20 protein-coding genes are annotated in these 24,250 nt (G+C 67.6%); 9 read left to right on the top strand and 11 right to left on the bottom strand.

Features of this window, described 5'->3' with window-relative positions:
- Positions 1-3 precede the first annotated feature (3 nt).
- The 6 genes from O5M90_RS14410 to O5M90_RS14385 all read left to right on the top strand — a co-directional run bounded on the left by O5M90_RS14410 (position 4) and on the right by O5M90_RS14385 (position 6,433).
- A complete protein-coding gene (locus O5M90_RS14410; protein WP_269839287.1) occupies positions 4-1,677 on the top strand; it encodes a long-chain-fatty-acid--CoA ligase in 1,674 nt (557 codons plus the stop codon).
- Between the two features lie 70 nt (positions 1,678-1,747).
- A complete protein-coding gene (locus O5M90_RS14405) occupies positions 1,748-2,236 on the top strand; it encodes a hypothetical protein (protein WP_269839286.1) in 489 nt (162 codons plus the stop codon).
- Between the two features lie 57 nt (positions 2,237-2,293).
- Positions 2,294-3,016: a 16S rRNA (uracil(1498)-N(3))-methyltransferase gene (locus tag O5M90_RS14400; RefSeq protein WP_269839285.1), complete on the top strand. Its 723-nt coding sequence runs from the start codon at positions 2,294-2,296 to the stop codon at positions 3,014-3,016.
- Between the two features lie 16 nt (positions 3,017-3,032).
- The gene (locus O5M90_RS14395) at positions 3,033-5,663 is read left to right on the top strand and encodes an ATP-binding protein (protein WP_269839284.1); all 2,631 of its coding nucleotides are present in this window, start codon (positions 3,033-3,035) and stop codon (positions 5,661-5,663) included.
- A gap of 66 nt (positions 5,664-5,729) precedes the next feature.
- Positions 5,730-6,014, top strand: coding sequence for a hypothetical protein (locus O5M90_RS14390; RefSeq protein ID WP_137942583.1), 285 nt, complete (start codon positions 5,730-5,732; stop codon positions 6,012-6,014).
- The gene (locus O5M90_RS14385; protein ID WP_269839283.1) at positions 6,011-6,433 is read left to right on the top strand and encodes a type II toxin-antitoxin system VapC family toxin; all 423 of its coding nucleotides are present in this window, start codon (positions 6,011-6,013) and stop codon (positions 6,431-6,433) included. Before O5M90_RS14390 ends, O5M90_RS14385 begins: the two co-directional genes overlap by 4 nt.
- Before the next feature lie 9 nt (positions 6,434-6,442).
- Here O5M90_RS14385 and O5M90_RS14380 read toward each other — a convergent pair whose 3' ends face one another.
- The 10 genes from O5M90_RS14380 to argS all read right to left on the bottom strand — a co-directional run bounded on the left by O5M90_RS14380 (position 6,443) and on the right by argS (position 18,170).
- Complete coding sequence (locus O5M90_RS14380; protein ID WP_269839282.1) at positions 6,443-7,312, bottom strand: PEP-CTERM sorting domain-containing protein; 870 nt, start codon at positions 7,310-7,312, stop codon at positions 6,443-6,445.
- A gap of 209 nt (positions 7,313-7,521) precedes the next feature.
- The gene (locus O5M90_RS14375) at positions 7,522-8,808 is read right to left on the bottom strand and encodes a THUMP domain-containing class I SAM-dependent RNA methyltransferase (protein ID WP_269839281.1); all 1,287 of its coding nucleotides are present in this window, start codon (positions 8,806-8,808) and stop codon (positions 7,522-7,524) included.
- A gap of 44 nt (positions 8,809-8,852) precedes the next feature.
- Entirely contained in the window at positions 8,853-11,576 is a 2,724-nt protein-coding gene (locus O5M90_RS14370) for a bifunctional diguanylate cyclase/phosphodiesterase (RefSeq protein WP_269839280.1), read from the bottom strand.
- Positions 11,577-11,647: 71 nt separating this feature from the next.
- Positions 11,648-12,091 (bottom strand): hypothetical protein, encoded by a 444-nt coding sequence (locus O5M90_RS14365; RefSeq protein WP_137942591.1) that lies wholly within the window; start codon positions 12,089-12,091, stop codon positions 11,648-11,650.
- 22 nt (positions 12,092-12,113) lie between these two features.
- Positions 12,114-13,619 carry an RNA polymerase factor sigma-54 gene (locus O5M90_RS14360; protein WP_269839279.1) on the bottom strand — a complete coding sequence of 502 codons (1,506 nt, stop codon included), beginning with the start codon at positions 13,617-13,619 and terminating at the stop codon, positions 12,114-12,116.
- Positions 13,620-13,623: 4 nt separating this feature from the next.
- A complete protein-coding gene (lptB, locus tag O5M90_RS14355; protein ID WP_137942593.1) occupies positions 13,624-14,397 on the bottom strand; it encodes an LPS export ABC transporter ATP-binding protein in 774 nt (257 codons plus the stop codon).
- Positions 14,394-15,023, bottom strand: coding sequence for a lipopolysaccharide transport periplasmic protein LptA (gene lptA, locus O5M90_RS14350; protein ID WP_440402122.1), 630 nt, complete (start codon positions 15,021-15,023; stop codon positions 14,394-14,396). Before lptA ends, lptB begins: the two co-directional genes overlap by 4 nt.
- Positions 15,024-15,076: 53 nt before the next feature.
- Positions 15,077-15,745: a thiol:disulfide interchange protein DsbA/DsbL gene (locus O5M90_RS14345; protein ID WP_137942595.1), complete on the bottom strand. Its 669-nt coding sequence runs from the start codon at positions 15,743-15,745 to the stop codon at positions 15,077-15,079.
- A gap of 62 nt (positions 15,746-15,807) precedes the next feature.
- Positions 15,808-16,467, bottom strand: coding sequence for an SPOR domain-containing protein (locus O5M90_RS14340; protein ID WP_269839277.1), 660 nt, complete (start codon positions 16,465-16,467; stop codon positions 15,808-15,810).
- Positions 16,464-18,170, bottom strand: coding sequence for an arginine--tRNA ligase (gene argS, locus O5M90_RS14335; RefSeq protein WP_269839276.1), 1,707 nt, complete (start codon positions 18,168-18,170; stop codon positions 16,464-16,466). Before argS ends, O5M90_RS14340 begins: the two co-directional genes overlap by 4 nt.
- A 37-nt stretch (positions 18,171-18,207) precedes the next feature.
- Here argS and O5M90_RS14330 point away from each other — a divergent pair, with 37 nt between their 5' ends.
- Together O5M90_RS14330 and O5M90_RS14325 are read left to right on the top strand one after the other, a co-directional pair.
- Positions 18,208-19,575 carry a serine/threonine-protein kinase gene (locus O5M90_RS14330; protein ID WP_269839275.1) on the top strand — a complete coding sequence of 456 codons (1,368 nt, stop codon included), beginning with the start codon at positions 18,208-18,210 and terminating at the stop codon, positions 19,573-19,575.
- A 120-nt stretch (positions 19,576-19,695) separates the two neighbouring features.
- On the top strand, positions 19,696-19,977 hold the full coding sequence (locus tag O5M90_RS14325) for a PsiF family protein (protein WP_137942690.1): 282 nt from the start codon (positions 19,696-19,698) through the stop codon (positions 19,975-19,977).
- A 4-nt stretch (positions 19,978-19,981) separates the two neighbouring features.
- On the opposite strand, the gene O5M90_RS14320 is transcribed toward O5M90_RS14325, so the two are convergent.
- Complete coding sequence (locus tag O5M90_RS14320) at positions 19,982-20,905, bottom strand: LysR family transcriptional regulator (RefSeq protein WP_137942599.1); 924 nt, start codon at positions 20,903-20,905, stop codon at positions 19,982-19,984.
- Positions 20,906-21,392: 487 nt separating this feature from the next.
- Between O5M90_RS14320 and O5M90_RS14315 the strand changes: the two genes are divergently transcribed.
- Complete coding sequence (locus O5M90_RS14315; protein ID WP_269839274.1) at positions 21,393-24,236, top strand: TonB-dependent receptor domain-containing protein; 2,844 nt, start codon at positions 21,393-21,395, stop codon at positions 24,234-24,236.
- Positions 24,237-24,250 lie beyond the last annotated feature (14 nt).

The following is a 24,250-nucleotide window of genomic DNA, read 5'->3' as shown; positions in this document are numbered from 1 at the left end:
TTGATGGAGAAGATTTGGCTCAAGAACTACCCGGCCGGCGTGCCGGCGGACATCAATGCGGATCTGTATCCGTCCTTGGTGGACCTGATGGAGGGGGCGTTCAAGAAGTACCCGCAACAGCCGGCCTACAAAATGCTGGGCCGCGCCATCAGCTTTGGCGAGATCGATGAAGCCTCGCGCGCGCTGGCTGCCTACTTCCAGAGCCTGGGCCTGGAGAAGGGTGATCGCGTCGCGCTGATGATGCCCAATGTGATGCAGTACCCGGTGGCCGTTGCCGCCGTGCTGCGCGCCGGCCTGGTGGTGGTCAACGTCAACCCGCTGTACACGCCGCGCGAGTTGGAACATCAGCTCAAGGACGCGGGCGCCAAGGCCATCGTGATCCTGGAGAACTTTGCCGCCACCTTGCAGCAGTGCCTCAATGCGGTGCCGACCAAGCACATCGTGCTGGCCTCGATGGGCGAAATGCTGGGCTTCCCCAAGGGGCTGATCGTCAACTATGTCGTGCGCAAGGTGAAGAAGCTGGTGCCGCCCTATGAGCTGCCCGGCGCGGTGCGCTTCAACGACGCGGTGGCCAAGGGGCGCGGCCTGAGCTACAAGGCGCCCAAGGTGGCCGGTGGCGATATCGCGGTGCTCCAGTACACCGGCGGCACGACCGGCGTGTCCAAGGGCGCGGTGCTGCTGCACCGCAATCTGGTGGCCAATACCTTGCAGGCCGAGGCCTGGTATCAGCCGGCGCTCAAGAAAGTGCCGCAGGGCGAGCAGCTGATGAGCGTCTGCGCGCTGCCGCTGTATCACATCTTCGGCTTCACGACCAACATGATGCTGTCCATGCATGTGGGCGGCTGCAACATCCTGATCCCGAATCCGCGCGATCTGCCGGCCGTGTTCAAGGAGCTGTCCAAGCACCGCTTCCACAGCCTGCCGGCGGTCAACACCCTGTTCCTGGCGATGGCCAACCATGCCGAGTTCAACACGGTGGACTGGAGCGGTCTGGTGATCTCGGTCGGCGGCGGCATGGCCGTGCAGCAGGCCACGGCCAAGCTGTGGCTGGAGAAGACCGGCTGCCCCATCGTCGAGGGCTATGGCCTGTCCGAGACCTCGCCGGTGGCCAGCTGCAACCCGACCGACAGCAGCACCTACACCGGCTCCATCGGCCTGCCCCTGCCCAGCACCGAGCTGTGCCTGCTCGATGACGAGGGCAAGGAGGTCGCACCGGGCGCCAGCGGCGAGATCGCGATCCGCGGCCCGCAGGTGATGGCCGGCTACTGGCAGCGCCCGGACGAGACCGCCAAGGTGATGACGGCCGATGGCTTCTTCCGCACTGGCGATATCGGCACGGTGGACGAGCGCGGCTTCTTCCGCATCGTCGATCGCAAGAAGGACATGATTCTGGTCAGCGGCTTCAATGTCTATCCGAACGAGATCGAGGACGTGATCACGCAGATGGACGGGGTGCTGGAGGCGGCGGCGGTCGGCGTGCCCGATGCGAAGGCCGGCGAGGCGGTCAAGGTGGTCATCGTCAAGAAGAACCCGGCGCTCAGCGAGGCTGATGTGCGCGCCTACTGCGAGGCCAATCTGACCGGCTACAAGCGGCCCAAGGTGGTGGAGTTCCGCACCGAGCTGCCCAAGACGCCGGTCGGCAAGATACTCCGGCGTGAATTACGCGACAAGAAGTGAGTCCGCGCGCAGGCCGCCCCTGGCCCGGGCGGCCGCCGCCGCGCTAAGGTCGCGGCGGAGGTAGACACCGATGCTGGACCAGAGCTATATCAAGACCGAGGCAGGCCGTGCCGAGATCAAGGCGCGCGCGTTGCCGCTGTCGCGCAGTACCCGCAATCTATTGCTGGTGCTCGATGGCAGCCGCAGCGCTAGGCAATGGTTAGGCATGGTCCAGGGCGTCGGCGAGGCCGACATCGCCTACCTGATCGAGCAGGGGCTGATTGCCCCGGGCGCGGCCGCTGCTGCCAAGCCGGTCGCAGCGCCACAGGCCGCGCCGGCACCGCAGACGCCGGCTTCGGAAGTTCAGCTCGACTATCAGCAGCTCTACGCCTATCTCAGCAGCCAGGCCACCAAGCAGCTGGGCCTGATGAAGGGCTATGTGTTCGCGCTCGAGGTCGAGCAGTGCCATGACCTGGCCGAGCTGCAGAAGCTGGCGCAAAGCCTGGTCGAGCGGGTGCAGCAGAGCAAGGGCGAGGCCGCCGCGGCCGAGCTGCGCCAGACGCTGGGCCTGCCGGCCTGATGAAGGCCTGAGGAAGGCGTTGACTGCTGGCACACTGGCGGCCCAGGAGTTGTTGCCATGCCCCCGCGTTTCTTTGTCGATCAAGCGCTCGCCAGCCCCGGCGAGCTGAGTCTTCCCCCGGCCTGCGCCCGCCATGTGCAGGTCTTGCGCCTACAGCCCGGTGCGGCCGTCACGCTGTTCGACGGCAGCGGTGATGAATGGCAGGCCGAGGTGCTGGCGATGGGCCGCAGCGAGGTGCGGGTGCAGCTGCTGAGCCGCCAGCCGGCGCAGCGCGAGCTGGCGCAAGACGTGACCCTGGCCGTCGTGATGCCGGCCAATGACCGCATGGATGGCCTGGTCGAGAAGGCCACCGAGCTGGGCGCGGCGGGCATACAGCCGCTGATGAGCGAGCGCTCGGTGCTGCGCCTGAATGCCGAGCGGGCCGAGAAAAAGGTCGCGCACTGGAGCGGCGTGGCGATCGCTGCCTGCGAGCAGAGTGGTCGCAGCCGGCCGCCGCGCATCGCGCCGGTGCGCACATTGGCCGCCTGGCTGCAAGACCTGAACCCGCATGATCCGCGGCAGGAACGCCGCTGGCTGCTGAGCCCCGGCTCGGCGCAGCCGCTGGCCGCCCAGGCCGCCGCGCCGCGCACCTTGGTGCTGAGCGGGCCGGAAGGCGGGCTCAGCGCGGCCGAGGAGGACGCGGCGCGCGAGCGCGGTTTCGTCGCGATGAATCTGGGCCCACGCATCCTGCGGGCCGACACCGCACCGCTGGCGGTGCTGGCGTGGCTGGCCCTGTCCTGAGGCGCAGGCGCCGGGCATGGAACAGTTCGCCCGGCCCTGGAGTCTGCGCCTGCTGGGCGCCATCAGCGCCCGCGCCGGCGAGCAGGAACCGGCGCTGCACCACTTCGGCAGCCGTAGCGCCGCCGCGCTGCTGGCCCGCCTGGCCCTGCAGCCCCAGCGCAGCCATGCGCGCGAGGAACTGATCGAGCTGCTGTGGCCGGGCGTGGACCTGGCTACCGGCCGCAACCGCCTGCGCCAGACCGTCTTCATGCTGCGCCAGGCCCTGGCGACAGGTGCTGACGTGCTGGAGTCCGACCGCCTCAGCCTGCGCCTGCGCGGGGGTGCGCTGTCTTGCGATGTGCGGCAGTTCGAGGCGCTGCTGGGCGCGGGGCGCCTCGCCGAGGCCTGCGCGGCCTATGGTGGCGAGTTCATGCCCGGCTTCTACGAGGACTGGATCGACGAGGAGCGGCTGCGTCTGGCGGCCCTGTTCGAGGCCGCCCGGCAGCATCTGGCCCTGCAGCGGCCCGCACAGCGCCCGGCCACGCGGGCGCTGCCGGTCTATCTGACCCGTTTCTTCGAGCGCGCCGGCGAGCGTCTGCAGCAGGCCGTGCACAGGCGCCGCCTGATCACGCTGCTGGGCCCGGGCGGCAGCGGCAAGACCCGGCTCGCGGTGGAGACGGCACACGCACTGCAGGCAGCCGAGGCCTTTGACCTGCTGGCCTTCGTACCGCTGCTGGACTGCCGCAGCGAGGAGCAACTGGTCCACGCGCTGGCCGCCGCGCTGCAGCTGGCCGTGGGCAGCGATCCGCTGGCGGCCCTGCTGCTGGGACTGGCCGACCGCCGGGCGCTGCTGGTGCTGGACAACTTCGAGCAGCTCTGCGGCGTCGGCGAGGCCCTGGTGGCGCGGCTGCTGGCCGAGCTGCCGGGCCTGCATCTGCTGGTCAGCTCGCGGCGGGTGCTGGGCCTGGACGGCGAGTGCGAGTGGCAGCTCGCGCCCATGGCGCTGCCGGCGCGCGCGATGTCGTCTGCCGAGGCGCTGGCCAGCCCGGCGCTGGCCTTGTTCGTCGACCGGGCCCGTGCGGTGCGGCCGGATTTCGCGCCGGGGCCCGAGGAGCAGGCCGATCTGGTGGCGCTGCTGCAACTGCTGGACGGCATGCCGCTGGCCATCGAGCTGGCGGCCGCGCGGCTGCGCAGCCTGTCGGTGGCCGGCCTGCTGGCCGAGATGCAGCAAGCGGCGAGCGGCAGCGCGCTGGCCCTGCTGCAGCGCCAGGGACCGCGCAGCGGCGTGGACCCGCGCCATGCCTCGATGCAGGCGGTGATCGCCTGGAGCTGGCAGCTGCTGAGCCCGGCCGAGCAGGGCCTGCTGGCCGGGCTGACCGTGTTCCAGGGCAGCTTCACGGCGGCGGCGGCCCGCCAGGTCTGCGCCGCCACGCGACCGGGCCTGGACGAGCTGGTGGCGCACTCGCTGCTGCGGGTCGCCCATGCCGGCGGTGAGCCGCGCTTCATCATTGGCGAGCCGGTGCGCGAGTACGCCGCATGCCAGCTTGACGAGCAGCTCATGGCCGCCGGCCGGGCCCGCCATCGCCACTGGATGCTGGCCTGGGCAAGGGGTCTGCCGGCCGCGGTCGAGCTGGGCGAGCTGCGCGCCGAGCTGCCCAATCTGCAGGCCGCTTTCGCCAGCGCGCTGGCCGATGGGGCGCCGGCTGATGCGATAGCGCTGGCCCTGCCGCTGGCGCGCCTGTTCGAGGATGTGGCCCCGCCCGCCGATACCCTGGCCCTGCTGGAACGCGCGGTGCAGGCCTGTACCGACACTATGCTGCGCAGCCAGGGCCACAGTCTGCTGGCGCCGCTGCTGTTCAACGCCGGCGAGCAGGAGCGGGCCCGCCAGCATGCCCAGGCCGGCCTCGATGGCGCGCCGCCCGGCAGTGCCTGGCGCGGCCGGGCCCTGCATGCCTGGGCCCGGGTACGCTGGCGCAGCAGCCGGCGCGAGCAGGGCCTGAGTCCGGTGATAGCCGAGGCCCTGCAGCTGGCGCACGCCGGGGCTGACCTCGATCTGCAAGCCAGCCTGCTGGCGCTGCAGGCCTTCATCGCCAATGTCGGCCGCGATGCCGCGCGCGGCGAGGCCTTGCATGGCCAGGCCCTGGCGCTGTGGGAGCGGCTCGGCAACCCCTACCAGATCAATAGCGGGCACTACAACCTGGCCGTGTCGGAGCACAATGCCGGCCGCCATGCACAGGCGCTGCTGCGGCTGAGTGGCCTGATCGAGGCCGCACGCGCGCTGCAGGACTGGCGCCGTCTCGGCCAGTCGCTGAATGTGCAGGGCGAGACCCTGGCCGCGTTGCGGCGCTGGCCCGAGGCGGCGGCCAGCTACCGGGCCTGCATCGTGCTGGCCTGGGACTGTCTGTCGCCGCATGATCTGGCCTATGGCCTGTGGAATCTGCCGCGCGCGCTCGCCCATCTGCGCGATGCCGAGCGCGCCGTGCTGCTGGCCGCCTTCATCGCCCGCTACTGGAGCAGGCATTTCGGCGCCCTGGGCCGCAGCGACCACCACGACCTGCGCCGGCTGCGACGCCTGGCCGCTTGCCAGCTCGAGCCCGCTCGCCTGGCGGCGTTGTGGGCCGAGGGCGAGCGGCTGAGCCTGGCGGCTGCGGTGCAGCTGGCGCGGTGAGAGGGCTCGCAGGCTTGTCATGCGCTGTCATACAATCGGGCCTCAGCTTCACGAACAGGAGTCGCGATGCGCGTCAACGCAAGATTCGAGGGCGTCGCCGAACAGCAGGTCGAGTATCTGGCGGCCAGCTCGGGCCGGACGGTCAGCGAGGTGCTGCGTGAGAGCGTGGACTTCTACTACCGCCATGTTCGCGGTGAAGGCAGCCAGCTCAAGCATCTGTCCGGCTTGATCGGTCAGGGAGACAGCGGCCGCAGCGATGTCTCCGCCAAGGTCAAGCAGTATCTGGCTGAAGGTCTGGACGCCAAGTACCCCACTCAGAGCAAGGTCGGGCGCACCAAAGACGGTCGATGATTGCCGTCGATACCGGTTTCATCTATGCACTGCTCGACAAGAGCGATGCCTGGCATGCGCGCGCCGTCGCGGCCCTGCCCACCGCGCAGGAAGGCTGGGTCACGACCTGGCCGGTGCTGACGGAGGCGACCCATCTGATCGGCCGGCGCCTGGGCCTGCGTTTCTCGCAGGCTTTGATGAGCGAGGTGGCCGATGGCGGCTTGCTGGTTTGGGATATCGCCCCGGCACGGGTCACCACCATCCCCGCACTGATGCGGCGCTATGCCAGCCTGCCGATGGATCTGGCTGATGCCTCCTTGGTCCTGCTGGCGGAGCATCTGGATCACGGCCGCATCCTCACCACCGACGAGCGCGACTTCGGCAGCTATCGCTGGAAGAGCCGCAAGCCCTTTCACAACCTGCTGGCGCAGCAAACCTAGGACGACGCGCTAGCGGCGGCCCGCGCGGCGCCGTGCGCCCACCCAGGCCAGGCTGGCCAGGCCGGCCAGCAGCATCAGGCCGGCGCCGGGCTCGGGCACCGGCGCGGCGCTGGCAATGAAGTGGCCGTCGCTGGCGGCGCCGTTGGCGGCGGTGAAGCCGTAGTAGAGCAGGGCGTCTTCGGGGTTCTGGCCTTCGGCCAGCAGGCTGCTGAGGTCGACGGCCGAGGACACCGTGTAGACGGTGTAGCTGAAGGGATCGTCGGGCATCGTGTAATAGAGAAAGCTGCCGCTCAGCGTGCCGGTGGCGTCGCCCATGCCCGAGGGGGTGAAGCTCAGGGTCACCAGGCTCTGCGCCCAGCTGTTGCGGATGTCGTCGCCCAGGCCGGTCTCGGTGACGGCCAGGGGCTGGGTCGAGCCGTTCTGCAGCAGCTGCAGGCTGGGTGAGGCGGGTTCGTCGTCGAAGTTGAAGGTGTCGATCGCCAGCGCCACGCTGTGTTCGATGCCCTCGTAGCCCAGCGCGCTGCCGGAGCCGCCGCTGCCCGGCTCGCGCGCCAGCGTGAAGCTCAGCCCGTCGCCGCGCAGCGCATCACCGACGATGTAGAAGTAGAAATCGAAGCTGAAAGCCTCGTTGAGGTTCAGGGCGATGGGCGCGGGCGCAAAGGCGGCACCGACGCTGTCGTTGCTGCCGGGCTGGGTCAGCGCCAGCACGCTGTAGGTGAAGCCGTTGCCCGGCGTGCTGTTGGCGGCGCTGGCACTGCCGTAGACGCTCCAACTGCTGAAGTCGGTGTAGTTGAAGGCCATTGACACCCCCTGGTGGGCCTGGGCCGGCAAGGTAGAGGCAAGGGCCAGCAGGGCGGCGGCGTAGAGTTTGCGGATCATGGCAAGAGTCCCCCGAAAGACATGCACGAGATGAGCCGCCGGCCGGCGATAGGTCGCCGGCGCGGCACCGTTGTGCATCGCCCAGCGTCGTCGCTCGGGCGGCCCTCGGCGAGGCACGGTGCCATTGGGCCGGGCCTGCGTTAGCTGCGCGTTAGTTGGCGGCTGCCGCAGCGGCCTTCAGCGCCGGCTGCTTGTCCCGCAAAGCAGCGTCAGCTGCCGCTCGCCTCAGGGTCTGGGGCTGATTTTTCCTTGCGCGCCGAGCCGGCCACCAGCTCGAACTTGAACATGCGGCATTCGATCGGGCCGTTCCACATCGGGATCTTGCGCGACTCCTTCAGCCGCATCTTGCTGGGCAGCTTCATATCCGGGCACAGCAGCCAGGCGGTCCAGCCGGCCGGGTTCTGCGTGTAGGCGCGCTTCCAGTGCGCGGCCAGGCGCGGGAAGAAATCATCGCCGCCGTCGCGGGCCTCGGAGCCGCCGGCATCGCGGCTCATCGATTGCACACCGGCCTTGCCGCGCACCTCGATGCGCTCGCCATAGGGCGGGTTCAGCATCACGGTGCCGGGCATGCCCTCGGGCAGCTCGGGCGCCGGGCGCTCCAGCGCGTCGCCGCCATTGAACTGGATGTACTGGGCAACGCCGGCGCGCTCGGCATTGCGGCGCGCGAAGTCGACCATGCGGAAGGCCACATCGCTGCAGAAGATCGGCACGGCCGGCGCATGCTCGCGGTCCTGGGCGGCCTGCTTGATGGCCTGGAAGCGGCCGCGCAGCGGCACAAAAGGCAGTTGACGCTCGAAGGCGAAGCGGCGCTGCATGCCGGCGGCCATGCCGCAGGCGATCTGCGCGGCCTCGACGGCGATGGTGCCCGAGCCACAGCAGGGATCCAGCAGCGCACCACCGGTCTCGGGCGTGCCCTTCCAGCCGGCGGCCGCCAGCATCGCGGCGGCCAGGGTTTCCTTCAGCGGCGCATCGCCCTTGTCCTCGCGCCAGCCGCGCTTGAACAGCGGCTCGCCCGAGCTGTCCACATAGATGGTCGCGTACTCCGGGCCCACATGCATGATGATGGGCAGGTCGGGGTGGCGGGTGTCGACGCTGGGGCGCTCGCCGGTGGCCTCGCGCATCACATCGCAGATAGCGTCCTTGATGCGCAGGGTCGTGAAGTTCAGGCTTTGCAGCGGCGAGCGCTGCGCGACGATGTCGACCCGTATCGTGTGGGCCGGCGTGATCCACTGGGTCCAGTCGATCTTGCGTGCCAGCGTGTAGAGGTCGTCCTCATGGCGGTAGGGGCCGTCGATCAGCTCGATCAATACGCGCTGCGCCAGCCGGCTCTCCAGATTGAGCTTCATCACCCCCTCGGCATTGCTCTTGACCGCGACGCCGCCGCGCAAGGCCTCGGTATGGGTCTTGGGCAGGATGGCGCGCACCTCCTGTTCCAGCCAGGGCTCGACGCCGCTGGCGCAGGACAGGAAAAGATGCAGGGTTTCGTTCTGGGACATGGCTCAAGATGCGTGGAAGCAGGGCCGTATTGTCCCCTTTCTGTCTAGGCGGCCTTGCCCACGGCGTTCCAGCTCCCGGCCAGCGCCTCGAACGCGGCCACCGGCAGCGGCCGGCTGAACAGATAGCCCTGGAAGGCATGGCAGCCCAGCCCGGCCAGCAGCGCGCGCTGTGCCTCGGTCTCGACGCCCTCGGCGATCACCTGCAGGCCCAGGCTGTCGCCGAGCTGGATCACGGTGCGGGCGATCGCGCGGGCGTTCGGCTCATCGATCAGATCGCGCACAAAGCTCTGGTCTATCTTCAGCTGGTTCAGCGGCAAGCGCTTGAGATAGGCCAGCGAGGAATAGCCGGTGCCGAAATCGTCCAGCGAGACCGCCAGGCCGAGCCGGCGCAGCTCGTTCATCAGCGCGATCACGGCCTCGACATCGTTGACCAGGGCGCTCTCGGTCAGCTCGATCTTGAGCCGCTCGGTCGGTGCGCCGCTGCGCGCCAGCAACTGCTGCATCAGGCCCAGAAAGCCTTTCTGGCGGAACTGGTGGGCGCTGACATTGACGGCCAGGCTGAGCCCGGCCAGCGCCGGCTGCGTGGCCCAGGCGGCCAGCCGGGCGCAGGCCTGCTGCATCACCCACTCGCCCAGCGGGCCGATCAGGCCGGTCTGCTCGGCCAGCGGGATGAAGACGGCCGGCGAGACAAAGCCGCGCGCCGGATGGCGCCAGCGCAACAGGGTTTCGGCGCCCAGCAGAGCGCCGTCGCGGCCGACCTGGGCCTGGTAGTGCAGCTCCAGCTGTCCGAGCGGCAAGGCCTCGCGCAGATCGGCCTCCAGCGCGGCGCGCTCGGCCAGCGCCGCCTGGGTCAGCGGGTCGAAGAAGCACAGCTGGTTGCGCCCGGCCGCCTTGGCCTGGTACATCGCATGGTCGGCATGCTTGAGCAGGTCTTCGCTGCTGGTGTCGCCGGCGCCCCAGATCACGATGCCTATGCTGGGCGTGCTGTGGTGCAGGTGTTCGTCGAGCTGGTAGGGCTGGCCCAGCACACGCAGCAGCTTCTCGGCGGCCGCCTCGGCATGCAGGGCGGCGACGCCGGCGTCCGCACCGAGGTCTTGCAGCAGCACGACGAACTCGTCGCCGCCCCAGCGCGCCACCGAATCCTGCGCGCGCAGCGCGGCCTGCAGGCGCTGGGCCATGCTTTTGAGCAGGCGGTCGCCCATGCCGTGACCCAGGGTGTCGTTGAGCGATTTGAAGTTGTCGATGTCGATGAACAGCACCGCGCCATGCCGGCCGCTGCGCTGGCTGGCGGCCAGGCTTTGCGCCAGCCGGTCCAGCAGCAGGCGGCGATTCGGCAGGGTGGTCAGCGGGTCGTAGAAGGCCAGCCGTTCGATCGCAGCCTCGGCGCGCTTGCGCTCGGAGATGTCGCGGGCCAGGCCGATGAACAGGGTCTGGCCACGACGCTCGATGCGCGAGACGGCCAGGCTCATCGGGAACACCTCGCCGCTCTTGCGGCGGCCATCGACATCGCGGCCCTGGCCGATCACGCGCGCCGGACCGCCGGCCAGATAGCGCCTCAGATAGTCGTCGTGTCGCCCGCTGTCTGGCGCGGGCATCAGCAGGCTGATATTGCGGCCTATGGCCTCCACCGCCGGGTAGCCGAAGATGCGCTCCGCCGCCGGGTTGAAGGAGGCGATCTGCCCGGCGCTGTCTATCGTGATCACCGCGTCCACCATATGGTCGAGGATGGCCTGGGTGTGCTGGGCCTGCTCCTGCAGCTTGAAGGCGGCCTGCTGAGCCGTCGCGAAGATCAGGCGCTGGCGGCGCTGCCACAGCAGCAGGGCCGCCGCCATGCCCAGCGACAGCAGGCCGCCGATCAGCAGCACCGCATGGAGCTGGCGCCGCCAGGGCGCCTCGATGCCTTGCAGCGCCCGCCCGACGGCCACCAGCAGGCCGGCATCGGTGCGCAAGCCGGCCGGGCTGACATGGCGGGCGGCGGCCAAGCGCTCGTCCTGGCTGATCTGGGCGCGCATGCGGTGCAGGCTGGCGCTTTGGCCGCTGGCCAGATGGCGGGCCAGGATGGAGTCCGGCATGGCCAGCAGATTGCGGCCTATCCAGCGCTCATCGGGCGGCGTCATGCTGAACAGCAAGCCGCCGGTGTGTGCCAGTGCACTCCAGGTGTCGGGCGAGGGCTGGGCGGTCTCCAGCACCAGGCGGAAGTAGTCCGGGTCCAGGCTGGCGGTGACCACGCCCTCGAAACGGCCTTGGGCATCGAACAAGGCCCGCGCCAGCGTCAGCGTGTGCACGCCCATGACGCTGCGAAACGGCGGCGAGACATAGAGCAGCCCGGGATCGGGCCGCTGTTGCGGCATGCTGAAGTAGTCGCGCGAGCGCACATCCAGGCCCAGCAGCTGCGGCACCGAGCTGGCTCGCACCCGACCCTGGGCATCGACCAGCATCAGCACGCGCACGCCGGGCATGGCGCGTGCCAGGGTCTGCAGCAGCGCGGCGCTGTCCTGCGGCAGCCGCTCGGCGCGCCAGCCCCGGCGCTGCACGGCCACGGTGTCCAGCGCCGCCTTGATCGCCAGCATCTGCTGCGAGACGATGCCGTCCAGCGTCTGCACCAGCACTTGCAGCTTCTCGCTTTCGTGCCGCTGCAGCGCGCTGCGCTCGGTCTGCAGCCACCAGGCCGCGCCAGCCCAGGCCAGACTGGCGGCGGCGAGCAGGGCCAGCCATTGGCGGGCGATGTGGATTGGCGGGCGGAGAGGGGCGAGATCGGTCGAGAGCATGGGCGCGGGTTGGCACAGTAGCCAGGAACCGCGTCAATGCTCTTGATTCAAGTCAATAGACGGCCTTCCCGTCAGCGCAGGCGTTGAACACGCGGCGCCTGATTGCGTCCTTCGATCTCCATATAGAAAGCGCCCATGAAGCCGCGGCGTATCGTCACTTTCGGGTTCTCTATGCTGTGGACGCCGCTGCTGTCGTCGCTGATCTGCCAGAGCTGGCCATTGGCCAGGCGCAAGGTTTGTTGTGGCCGCCAACCCTCGAAGCGGCCTGGGATGTGGCTCTGGATAGTGTCGATCTGGCCCGGCGGGCGTTGCAGGCCGAACTGCTCTGTTGACGCAGCGGGCGCCGGTTTGACCGTGGCAGTCGGGGTGATGTCCGTCAGCGGCAAGGCGTCGTAGCAGGCCAGCCGGGCCTGAGTTTCGTTCAGGCTGCGGCATTGACGAACCGCCGCATCATCGATCGCCAATGCTGAGTTGCACAGCAGGATCAAGAGCGCGCTTGTAGTCTGAGCTTTCATGGACATCCTTATTGCGGAGCTTTCACATCGCCTTGCGCAGATTCGCCGGCGCGATCTTCAGAGCTTCGCGGTACTTGGCGACGGTGCGGCGGGCGACCTGGATGCCTTGCTCTTCGAGCATGTTCGACAGCGCGCTGTCGGACAGCGGCTTGGCCGCGTCCTCGGCCGCGACGAACTGCTTGATCAGCGCGCGCACCGCCGTGCTGGAGGCATTGCCGCCGGCCTCGGTGTTCAGGCCCGAACCGAAGAAGTACTTCAGCTCGAAGGTGCCGAAGCGGGTTGCCATGTACTTGGCATTCGTCACGCGCGAGATGGTCGACTCGTGCAGGCCCAGCTCATCGGCTATTTCTCGTAGCACCAGCGGCTTCATCGCCAGCTCGCCATGGGTGAAGAAGCCTTTTTGCCGCTCGACGATGGCCTGCGAGACCCGCAGGATGGTGTCGAAGCGCTGCTGGATGTTCTTGATGAACCAGCGCGCTTCCTGCAGCTGGGCGCCCAGCGGCGAGTTGCTGACGCCGCCGCGGGTGGCGCGCAGTGCCTGGGCATAGAGCTCGTTGATGCGCAGCTTGGGCGCGACCTCGGGGTTCAGCATCACGCGGAACTCGCGGCCGACCTTGTGCACGATCACATCCGGGATCACCGCCTGGGCCTGGCCGCGCGCGAACTGGCGGCCCGGCTTGGGCTCGAGACTGGTGATCAGGGCCTGGGCCTCGCGCAGCAAGGCCTCGTCGGCGCCGGTCAGCGCCATCAGCTTCTTCAGATCGCGCTTGGCCAGCAGCTCCAGATGCTGCTTGCACACCAGGATGGCCACCACCTGGGCCTCGCTGCGCGGCCGTGCGCGCAGCTGCAGGATCAGGCATTCGGGCAGGTCGCGGGCGCCGACGCCCAGCGGTTCCAGGCTTTGCAGCCATTTGAGGGCGCAGCGCAGCCGGTCCAGCAACTCGTCACGCGCCTCTGGATCCGCCTCGCCGGCCAGCGATTCGACCAGCTCTTCGAGGCTGTCCTCCAGATAGCCGTCCTCGTTGAGCGACTCGATCAACACATAGAGCGCGGCGCGATCCTCGGGGCTCAGCATCATGCCGGCCAGCTGTTGGTTCAGGTGCTCCTGCAGGCTCAGGCCCGGCGAGTCCTGCTCGGGTCGCTCGCCGTCTTCGTCGCCGCTGCCGGAGCCGCTATTGCTCGGCAGCTCGCGGATGCCGTCGAAGTCATCTCGCTCGGTGCCGTTTTCCCAGTCCTCGCGCTCGGTGGCGCCGAAGTCCTCGGCCTGGATCTCGGGCGTGGTCTCGGGCTCGCCGGCGCCGCTGTCGGCGCCGATCTCGTCCTGGGCCTTGCGGATCTCCGGCAGCTCGGCGGCGGCCGGCGCGTCGGGAAATTCCTCCTCCGTTTCGAGCAGCGGGTTCTGGGCCAGCATCTGCTCGACTTCCTGGTTCAGCTCCAGTGTCGACAGCTGCAGCAGACGGATCGATTGCTGCAGCTGGGGCGTGAGCGCCAGATGCTGGCTGAGGCGGACCTGTAAGCTCTGTTTCATGGGCCTACATACGGAAATGTTCGCCCAGATAGACCTTGCGCACGTCGGCGTTGTCAACAATCTCGTGCGGCGTGCCCTCGGCCAGCACCGTGCCCTCGCTGATGATGTAGGCGCGGTCGCAGATGCCCAGGGTCTCGCGCACATTGTGGTCGGTGATCAGCACACCGATGCCGCGGCTCTTCAGAAAGCGGATGATGCGCTGGATCTCCAGCACCGCGATCGGGTCGACGCCGGCGAAGGGTTCGTCCAGCAGGATGAAGCGCGGCTGGGTGGCCAGCGCGCGGGCGATCTCGACACGGCGACGCTCGCCGCCCGAGAGCGCCGGCGCCGGGCTGTCGCGCAGCTTCTCGATGCTCAGCTCGTCCAGCAGCTTTTCCAGCGCCTCGTTGATGCGGGCGCTCGACCAGGCGCGGCCGTTTTCGTCCTGCTGCAACTCCAGCACCGCGCGGATGTTCTCCTCGACCGTCAGCTTGCGGAAGATCGAGGCTTCCTGCGGCAGATAGGACAGGCCCAGGCGCGAGCGCTGGTGGATGGGCAGGCGCTGCACGGCCCGGCCGTCGATGCGGATCTCGCCGGCATCGGCGCGCACCAGGCCGACGATCATGTAGAAGCTGGTGGTCTTGCCGGCGCCGTTGGGGCCAAGCAGGCCGACCACCTCGCCGCTGTGCACATCGAGATGGACGTTCTTGACCACCTTGCGCACGCCATAGCTTTTCTGCAGGCCCTCGGCCTCCAGGCGGCTGAGGGCGGCGCTGGGTTCCGGGGTGGCGGCCGTCATGAAGGCTTGCGCGGCTGTTGCAAGCCTGGGCTGGTCTGCAGCGGCAGGGCCGGCTCGGGAGCGGCCGGCTCGGAGGCCGCCGCCGCGCGCGGCATCAGCACCATGCGGCCGCGGCCGGCCGGGTGGGGCGAGGTCTGGCCGCCCTCGATGCTGAAGACCTCGGAACGGTTGTCGTAATGGATCACCGCACCGACCACCTCGTCGGCCACGGTGGCGCCGCGCATGCGCCGCACCACCGCATTGCCGACGAAGCGCACGGTGTCGGAGCGGCTGTCGTACTCGACCTGGTCGGCCGAGCCCTCGACCGCCTCGCCCGGCACATCGCGGGCCTGGCGGAAGGTCACCGGCTTGCCGGCCTCGCCGCTGGCATAGGCCTGCTGGTAGCCGTCGCTGGTCTCGCGCACATCCATGCGGGCCGCGCGCATCACCATGCTGCCCTTGCTGAGCACGACATTGCCGCTGAATTCGGTGCGCTGCTTGACGAAGTCGACCCCGCCGCGGTCGTAGTCGATATTGATCGGCTTGTTGCGGTCGGCCTTCTCGGCCTGTGCGGAGCCCGCCCAGCCGCCGGCGGCCAGCGCCAGGGCAAGCAGCATCAATCGGAGGGGGGCGGGTCTGTTGTTCATGGCGGCACAGTTCTTGCAGACCATTCTAGCCCCGGATTGGGGCCCGGGCGGGGTCAGGCCTTGCCGCTGCGCAGACGCTGGATCAGGAAGTCCACCGTGGCCAGCGCGCGCTGGCCCGATTCGATCTCGCTGACACGCTGGCCGGCCGAGGCCAGCGACGGCGAGGTCCAGAAGCGGCCGCCGACGCCCAGGGCCGGCACGCCGTCGATGCGATAGGCCTCGCTGAGCTTCTCGGCCTGGGTGCATTTGGTCTGCACGCCGAAGGAGTTGTAGGCCTGGGTGAACTTGTCCGCCTCGATGCCCAGCGGCGTCAGGAACTCGGTCATGGCCTTGACGCTGTCCAGGGCCTTGCCCTCGCGGTGCATCGCGGCAAAGACGCGGGCGCGCACATCTTTTTCCTTGCCCAGCGCTTCAAGTGCATAGAACAGGCGCTGGTGCAGCTTCACATTGGCACGGAAAGCCACATGCACATGGCGGAAGCTGACGTCGGCGGGCAACTGCTTGACCCAGTCGGCCACCACCGGCTCGAAGGCATTGCAGTGCGGGCAGCCGTACCAGAAGAATTCCACCACCTCGATCTTGCCCGGCGTGCCCGCCAGCGGCTGCGCCAGGCGCTGGTAATGCTTGCCCTCTTGCGGGCCGCCCTGGGCCAGGCTCAGGCCCGGCACAGCCAGGGCCAGACCGGACAAGCCCAGCTGGGCCGAAAAATCACGACGCTTCATCCTGAAATCCTTTGCGAGGCAGCATTAACAGACAACGCCTGCATCCTAAGCGAGTTGACCGCTCAGCGCTGGACGCGCACCAGATTCGCCTCGATGCCGGCGGCCTCGACCTTGCGCTGCAGGCCCTCGGCCTCGTCGCGGCCGTCCATCGGCCCGATGCGCACGCGGAACACCACGCGGCCCGATTGCTCGCGCTCGTAGACCTTGGCGCTGAAGCCCTGCATCGCCAGCTTGGCGCGCTGCTGTTCGGCATCGTCGGAGCGGGTGTAGGCCCCGGCCTGGACGAAGTAAAGATAGCTATCGGCTGCGGCGGCACTGGCCGCCTTGGCGGGCGCAGTGGCGGGTGTAGCGGCCGGCGCGGTCGCGATGGGCTTGGCGCTGGCGGCCGGTGCGGCGGCGGGGACCGGGGCTGGGGTGACGGGCGCGGGCGCTGGCGTCGTGACGGCCGGCGCCGGCACGGGGGCGGGGCTCAGCACGCCGCTGGCCGCCTTGGCGCCGGGGCGGGGGCTCAGCGCGGCATTGGGGTCCCAGTTGCGGTTGCGCTCGGCTTCCTGCGCGTCATGGTCTGCTGTGCGTTGCGGCACCTTGTTGATGAAGGGAATCGGCACCTTGGTGATGTAGAGCGCGACACCGAGCGCGATGCCCAGCCCCAGCAAAAGCCCGACGATCAATCCCAGTACAAATCCACCCCGCTGCTGACGCTGCGCTTGAGCTCGGCTCATGAATTCTCCAGAGTTTCACGTGACATCACTTCCGGCGCGCTGACGCCCAGCACGGCCAGCGCATTGCGCAGCACCTGGCGGGTGGCGGCCAGCAGTGCGGCGCGGGAGCGGGTCAGCTCGGGCGCCTGGTCCAGCACGCGCTCGGCCGCATAGTAGCTGTGGAAGGCGCCGGCCAGATCGCGCAGATAGAAGGCCACATCATGCGGCGCCAGGCCCTCGGCCGCGCCGCTGAGCATGCGCGGATAGTCGGCCAGCTTGAGCATCAGCGCGGCCTCGGTCGGGGCTGTCAGCAGGCTCAGATCGGCGCCGCCGAACTGGCTCTCGTCGCCGCCGGCGGCCACCCAGTTGCGGATGATGGAGCAGATGCGGGCGTGGGCGTACTGCACATAGAACACCGGGTTCTCGTCGTTCTGCTTCAGCGCCAGATCGATGTCGAAGGTGAACTCGGTGTCGGCCTTGCGGCTGGTCAGGAAGAAGCGCACCGCGTCGCGGCTGGTCCAGTCGATCAGGTCGCGCATGGTCACATAGGAGCCCGCGCGCTTGGAGAGCTTGACCTCCTCGCCGCCGCGCATCACCAGCACCATCTTGTGCAGCACATAGTCGGGGAAGCCCTGCGGAATGCCGACATCGGCCGCCTGCAGGCCGCCGCGCACCCGGGCGATCGTGCCGTGATGATCGGTGCCCTGCACATTGATGCACTTGGTGTAGCCGCGCTGGAATTTGTCGATGTGGTAGGCCACATCGGGCAGGAAGTAGGTGTACGTGCCGTCGGACTTGCGCATCACGCGGTCCTTGTCGTCACCGTAGTCGGTCGTGCGCAGCCACAGCGCGCCGCCTTCCTCGAAGGTCTTGCCGGAGGCCAGCAGCTTGACCACGGTGGCTTCGACCGCGCCGGTCTGATAGAGACTGGATTCGAGGAAGTAGTTGTCGAACTTCAGGCCGAAGGCCTGCAGGTCCAGGTCTTGCTCGTGGCGTAGATAGGCGACGGCGAACTGGCGGATGCTGTCCAGGTCTTCGATGTCGCCGGAGGCGGTGAATTCGCGGTCATCGGCCTTGACGGTCTTCCTGGCCAGGAAGTCGTCGGCGATGTCCTGGATGTACTCGCCGTTGTAGGCCGACTCGGGCCAGCCGGCATCGCCGGGTTTCAGGCCCTTGAGGCGGCACTGGGTGGAGTGGGCCAGGGTCGCGATCTGCACGCCGGCGTCGTTGTAATAGAACTCGCGGGTGACATCCCAGCCCTGGGTCGCGAACAGGCTACAGATCGAATCGCCCAGCGCGGCCTGGCGCGCATGGCCCAGGTGCAGCGGGCCGGTCGGGTTGGCCGAGACGAACTCGACCATCACATGCTGGCCATTGGCCGGCTGCGCGCCGAAGCCGGCGCCGGCCCCCAGCACCTCGGCGACAACGGCCTGCTTGGCGGCGGCCTTCAGACGGATATTGATAAAGCCGGGCCCGGCAATCTCCAGCGCCTCCACCCATTGCTGGAAGGCCGCTCGGCGCTGCAGCGCCTCGATCAGGGCTTGCGCCAGCTCGCGCGGATTCTTCTTCAGCGGTCGCGCCAGCTGCATCGCGGCGGTGCAAGCCAGGTCGCCATGGCTGGCCTGCTTGGGGGACTCGAAAGCGGCGGCCAGTTCGGCGCCGGGGCTCAGTTCTTGGATGGCCTCGCCGAGGGCGGCGAGCAAATCCTGCTTGGCTTGAATCATGGGCGCAATTCTACGGGGCGCGCATATGATGCCCGCCATGGTCACGGACTCCGGCCCCGCCTCTTCCATTCCCGCCGCCCATGCCGACTTGCCGACCTATATCGGCAAGTACCGTGTGCTGCGCCGCCTCGGCGAGGGGGCAACCAGCGATGTCTTCCTGGGCCTGGACGAGTTCAAGGCCAAGGAGGTCGCGATCAAGCGGGTGCGCGCCTGGGCGCTGACCAGCCGCGGCGGCCCCGACACGCAGGCCAACCGCTTCTATGCGGCCGAGGCCGCGCTGGCCGGCCGGCTGCAGCATCCCAATGTCGTGCAGATCCTGGATGCGGTGCCCGAGCAGGACGCGCCCTATCTGGTGATGGAATATGTGCCGGGCCTGACCCTGAAGAGCTTTTGCCGCAGCGACCGGCTGCTGCCGCTGGACCAGATCGTCGAGCTCGGTTTCAAGTGCGCGATGGCGCTGGACTATGTGTTCCGCCAGGGCGTGATCCACCGTGATGTCAAGCCGGCCAATCTGCTGGCGGTGCTGGATGCGCAAGGCCAGGTCACCGATGTCAAGGTCAGCGATTTCGGCAGCGCGCTGAACCTGCGCTCCGACGCAACCCAGGTCCACCGGGTCGGCTCGCTGGCCTATATGCCGCCCGAGCAGATCGAGGGCGGCGATGTCGATTGCCGCGCCGATATCTACGCGCTCGGTGCGGTGCTGTACCACCTGGTGGCGGGGCGAGCGCCCTTCGATGCGCCCAGCCAGATGGCCTTGATGCACCAGATCTACCACCAGGCGCCGCCTTCGCTGGTGGGGTTGCGCGGCGGCGTCACCGCCGAGCTGGATGCGGTGATCCTGCGCGCGCTGGCCAAGCAGCCGGCCGATCGTTACCCGGACTGGGACAGTTTCGGCCGCGCGCTCTCGGAGCTGGTGGCGCGCCAGCTGGTGCCGCTGGCGCGGCTCTACGAGGTCAAGGATTCCGAGCGTTTCAATCTTTTACGCGAGCTGGAGTTCTTTGCCGACTTCGGCGATGTCGAGCTGTGGGAGGTGGTGCACCGGGCGCGCTGGCGGCGCTACCCGCTCGAGCATGCGCTCTACAAGCGCGGTCAGGAAGGCAATACCTTCCACATCATTGCGCAGGGCGAGGTCGAGGTGTTCCGCGACGGCGCCAAGGTGGCCACCTTGGGCACTGGCACCTCGGTCGGCGAGATGGCTTATCTGGCGCCCAACCCCGATCTGCGCCGCCACAGTACCGACATCAAGGTCAGCGAGATCTGCACGACGATCTCGTTCACGCCCGAGTCGCTGGGCCTGCTGAGCCCAGAATGCCAGCATCGCTTCGACCGCGCCTTCATCCAGGTGCTGGTGCGCCGTCTGCATGCGGCACACGAGGCCATTGCGCACCCGCGCCGCATTCTGTGACGGCCCGGTAAACCGGTGTTGAGTCGCTGGCGTTGCTGTGTTGGAATCCGCCAGGGTCCCCGCCGGATCCGCAACCCATACCCCACAGGGAAGGAACAGCTCATGAAGCCCATCACCATCATGCTCGGCTTGGCGCTCGCCGCCTTCGGTGCCCATGCCGAAGAGAAGGCGGTCACGCCGCAGCAGCAGAAGATGAAGACCTGCAATGCCGATGCCAAGGGCAAGACCGGCGACGAGCGCAAGGCCTTCATGAAGGAATGCCTGTCGGCCAAGCCGGCCGCTGCGGCCGCCAACGGCACGCCTCAGCAGGAAAAGATGAAGGCCTGCAATGCCGACGCCAAGGGCAAGAGCGGCGATGAGCGCAAGGCCTTCATGAAGGAGTGCCTGAGCGCCAAGAGCTGAGCGCTCAGCGCTCCCGACCGGCGGCCCGGGCCCAGTAGCCGGGGTCGCCGTAATTGAGCTTCAGAAAGTCTATCCACAGCCGCACGCGCAGCGGCAGATGCTTGCGCTGCGGCACCACCGCGAAGATGCCGTTGGGCGGCGCGGCGAAGTCCTCCAACACCGCCTGCAGCCGCCCGGCCTTGATGTCGGCCTCGACCTCCCAGATGCTGCGCCAGGCCAGGCCCAGGCCGGCCAGGCACCAGTCGTGCAGCACCTGGCCGTCGCTGCAATCGAGCCGGCCGCTGGGCCGCCAGTGCAGCAACTCGCCGTCCACCATGAAGGCCCAGCCGCGCGTCTGGCTGGCGTCCGAGCTCAGGCCCAGGCATTGCTGGCGCGCCAACTCGGACGGGTGCTGCGGCACGCCGGCGCGCTTCAGATAGCCGGGCGTGGCCACGCACAGGCGCCGGTTGTCGGCCAGGCGCATGCTGACCAGGCTGGAGTCGACCAGATCGCCGACCCGCACCGCGCAGTCGAAACCCTCGCCGGCGATGTCCACCACCCGGTCGCTGAGGTTCAGCGAGATGCTCAGCTCCTGATGGCTGGCCAGGAACTCGGGCACCAGCGGCGCCACATGGCGGCGCCCGAAGCCGGCCGGCGCGGTGATGCGCAGATGGCCGCTGGCCTTGAGCCCGCCGGCGCTGACGCTGGCCTCGGCATCGGCGAACTCGACCAGCAGGCGCTGGCAGTCCTCCAGAAAGGCGCTGCCCTCATGCGTCAGCGTGATGCGCCGGGTCGTGCGCACCAGGAGCTTGACCCCCAGCCGCTCTTCCAACGCATCGATGCGCCGGCCCATCACCGCCGGCGCCACCCCTTCGGTCTGGGCTGCGGCCGTCAGGCTGCCCTTGGTCGCCACCAGGGCGAAGGATTCGATCTGCTTGAGGCGGTCCATGGCGGCAGGGTAAGTATTTTTAATGCCTTAATCAACAAATTTTCCCAACAATTAAGAACTTTTTTAATCGCAATTGCGATAGCGAAGCATGGAAATTCCAGCGCGCTTGAACAGTGCGATTCGTCATGGGGCTGCTGAGGGTGTGGGCTGACGGACTGGCGATCTTGTGCGCCTGTCGCGCATCGACAACAAATGGACGCAATCGGCCTGCCTCGAAGGCTAGGGGTTTTCTCCTGAATTTGCCCCTTATTCCCAGGTAAGAGCGCTGCATCGAGACTCTATTGGGGCGAACCCGGGTCCTTGGGTGTAAGCAGAACGTGAAGACTCCAGCTTTCGCGAACGCAGAACGCACAAGCGTTTCAGTCCTACCCCCAAACCGGGCCGACCTTCCTAGAAGGACGGCGCCACAGGCCAGCTTTCATAAGGAGCGCCCATGTTCAAACGCAGTCCCCTCAGTACCGCCGCACTTCTGTGCCTAGGCGCAGCCATGTATGCGCCTGTCTTGGCGCAAGAGACCCTGGAACGGGTTGAGATCACCGGCACACGTATCAAGACCATCAGTGCGGTCTCGAGCAGTCCCGTGACCTCGATCGGCGTGGCCGAGATCAATTCGAGCCAGCCGGTGGCGGTTGAAGAGGTCATCAAGGGTTTGCCGGCCGCTGTGCCCGCCATTGGCGCTGCGACTAACAATGGCAGCGGCGGTGGTGCAACCATCGATTTGCGTGGTCTGGGCAGCTACCGCTCGCTGGTGCTGATCGACGGTCGCCGCATGGTGCCGTTCGACCTGAATGCCAATGTCGACACCAACTCCATCCCGGTGGCCCTGCTGCGGCGCATCGACCTGGTGACCGGCGGCGCCTCTGCCGTTTACGGCGCCGACGCCGTATCCGGCGTGGCCAACTTCGTGCTGAATCGCCAGTTCAAGGGTGTCGAACTCAGCACGAGCTATGGCAAGTCCGACCGAGGTGATGCCGGCCGGCGCCGCACCGATCTGACCATGGGCGGTGCCTTCGGCGACGGCCGTGGCAGCATGGTGCTGAGCCTCGGAACGACCAAGACCGATGAATTGCGCCAGGGCGAGCGTGCCATCGGTTCGACTTCGCGCTCCTCGGGTACCGGTTTGCCGCAGGGTTCGCCGACCGGCGTGCCTTCGGCGATCCAGATCGGCTCGATCCTCGGACTGCCAGCCGGCACGCCCAGCCTGGCCGATGTGCAGATCAACCCGGCCACCGGGCGGTTGGACGCACCGTTCAACACCTATAACTTCAACCCGCTGAATTTCTACGTCACGCCGCTGGACCGCATGCAGGCTACGGCACTCGGCAACTTCGTCATCAATGATCATGCCGAGGTCTATGCGGACCTGTTCTACTCACGTTCGGACGTGCTCTCGCACTTGGCGCCCAGCGGCAGCTTCCTGAACACCTACCAGGTGCCCATCGGCAACCCCTTCATCCCTGAAACCGCACGTCAGCAGATCTGCCAGGTGCGCGGTATCTCCGCCGCCAACTGCGTGCTGGGCAACACCACGATGGTGCCGATGGCCATCGGCCGCCGTTTCACAGAGCTCGGTCCCCGCATCAATGACTTCAACAACAAGTCCATGCAGGGCACGGTCGGCCTGAAGGGTGCGATCAACGACAACTGGAGTTACGACGCCTACATCTCCAAGGGCGAATCGACCCAGGTCCAGACCCGTGGCAACTGGGGGTCGTTGTCCAAGGTCCGTCAGGCCCTGGATGCGGTCAGCACCACGACCTGCCGCAACACCGCCAACGGCTGCGTGCCTCTGAATGTGTTTGGTGCCGAAGGCTCGATCACACCGGCGATGCTGAACTTCATCAACCTCAGCGCCATTTTGCAGAGCAAGGTCGAGCAGCAGGTGATGGCCGCCAACGTGTCAGGTGACCTTGGGCGCTTCAAGAGCCCCTGGTCTACTGATCCGATCGGCGTTGCCGCCGGTATCGAGAGCCGGGAGGTCACCGCCTCGAACTTCTCCGACAGCGCCTCGCAGATCCAGGGCGAAGTGCTGGGCACTGGCGCACCGACGCCGGACCGCTCCGGCAAGCTCAAGCTCGACGAGCTGTATGTCGAAGCCAGCATCCCATTGCTGAAGAACAAGCCGCTGGCCCACAAGCTGGGGCTTGAGTTGGGCTATCGCCACACTGAGTTCAAGACCACCAATAGCGTTGACTATGGCAGTTGGAAGGTCGGTGGCGACTGGGAGCCGGTGCAGGGCTTCCGCATCCGCGCGATGCAGCAACGCGCCACTCGCGCTCCCAATATCAACGAACTCTATGCGCCGTTGGTGTCGGGCCTGTCGAATCTGGCGACAGATCCCTGCCAGGGTGCCAACATCAACCAAGGCCAGGCCAACACGGCCGGTACTTTGTCTAACCTCTGCCGCCTGACTGGCGTACCGCTGGCATCGGTTGGCAATCTGCCTGCCCCTGCTGCCGGCCAGATCAACAACCGCACGGGTGGTAATCCCAACCTTGGCCCTGAAGAAGCTGATACCACGACGCTGGGCTTTGTCTTCCAGCCCTCGATGGTTCAGAACCTGACCTTGTCACTGGACTACTACAAGATCAACCTGAAGAAGGCGGTCTCCAGCCCCAGCGTCACCGACATCCTGACCGACTGCTATGACCCGGCTCGCAACAGCGGTCTGACGATGAACGCAGCCTGCCAGTTGGTGCTGCGTGGCCCGTTGGGCACGTTCAACGGCGCGGACTCTCCCGGCGTCGTGACGCCCCAGTCGAATCTGGGCAAGCTGTGGACCGCAGGTGTTGATATCGGCGTCAGCTATCTGGTGGACTTGCGCAAGCTCGGCGCCGATGCGAAATGGGGCAAGGTCGATATTGGCCTGAATGCCAATATCGCCGAGAAGCATGCCATTCAGCCGACGCCTGCAGCGGTGAAGCGCGACTGCCTGGGCTACTACTCGATCGCCTGCGGCAACTTGAACGGTACGGCCTCGGGCTTCATGCCCAAGACCAAGTTCACCCAGCGCGCCACCTGGATGTTCGGCGACTGGACGCTGGGCTACAACTGGCGTCATATCGGCAAGATGACCGAGGAGCCTGGCGGCACGAACTTCCTGCCGGCCTATTCCAAGATCAAGGCCTACAACTATGTGGACCTGTCGGCAGCCTGGAATGTGCACAAGAACCTGCGCCTGAATCTGAGCGTCAACAACGCTTTCGATGAGAAGGCGCCAGAGGTGGGCAACACCATTGGCACGACCACGGCCAACAGCGGCAACACCTTCCCGCAGGTCTACGACGTTGTGGGGCGCTACATCACGGTGGGTGCAACGCTGAAGTTCTGAGTCGGCAGCATCCT

Source organism: Paucibacter sp. M5-1 (assembly GCF_027498415.2).
In the GTDB taxonomy this organism is placed as follows: Bacteria; Pseudomonadota; Gammaproteobacteria; order Burkholderiales; family Burkholderiaceae_C; genus Roseateles_E.
Note: the sequence above shows the minus strand (reverse complement) of the source record. Positions and strands in the feature narration are given on the sequence as shown.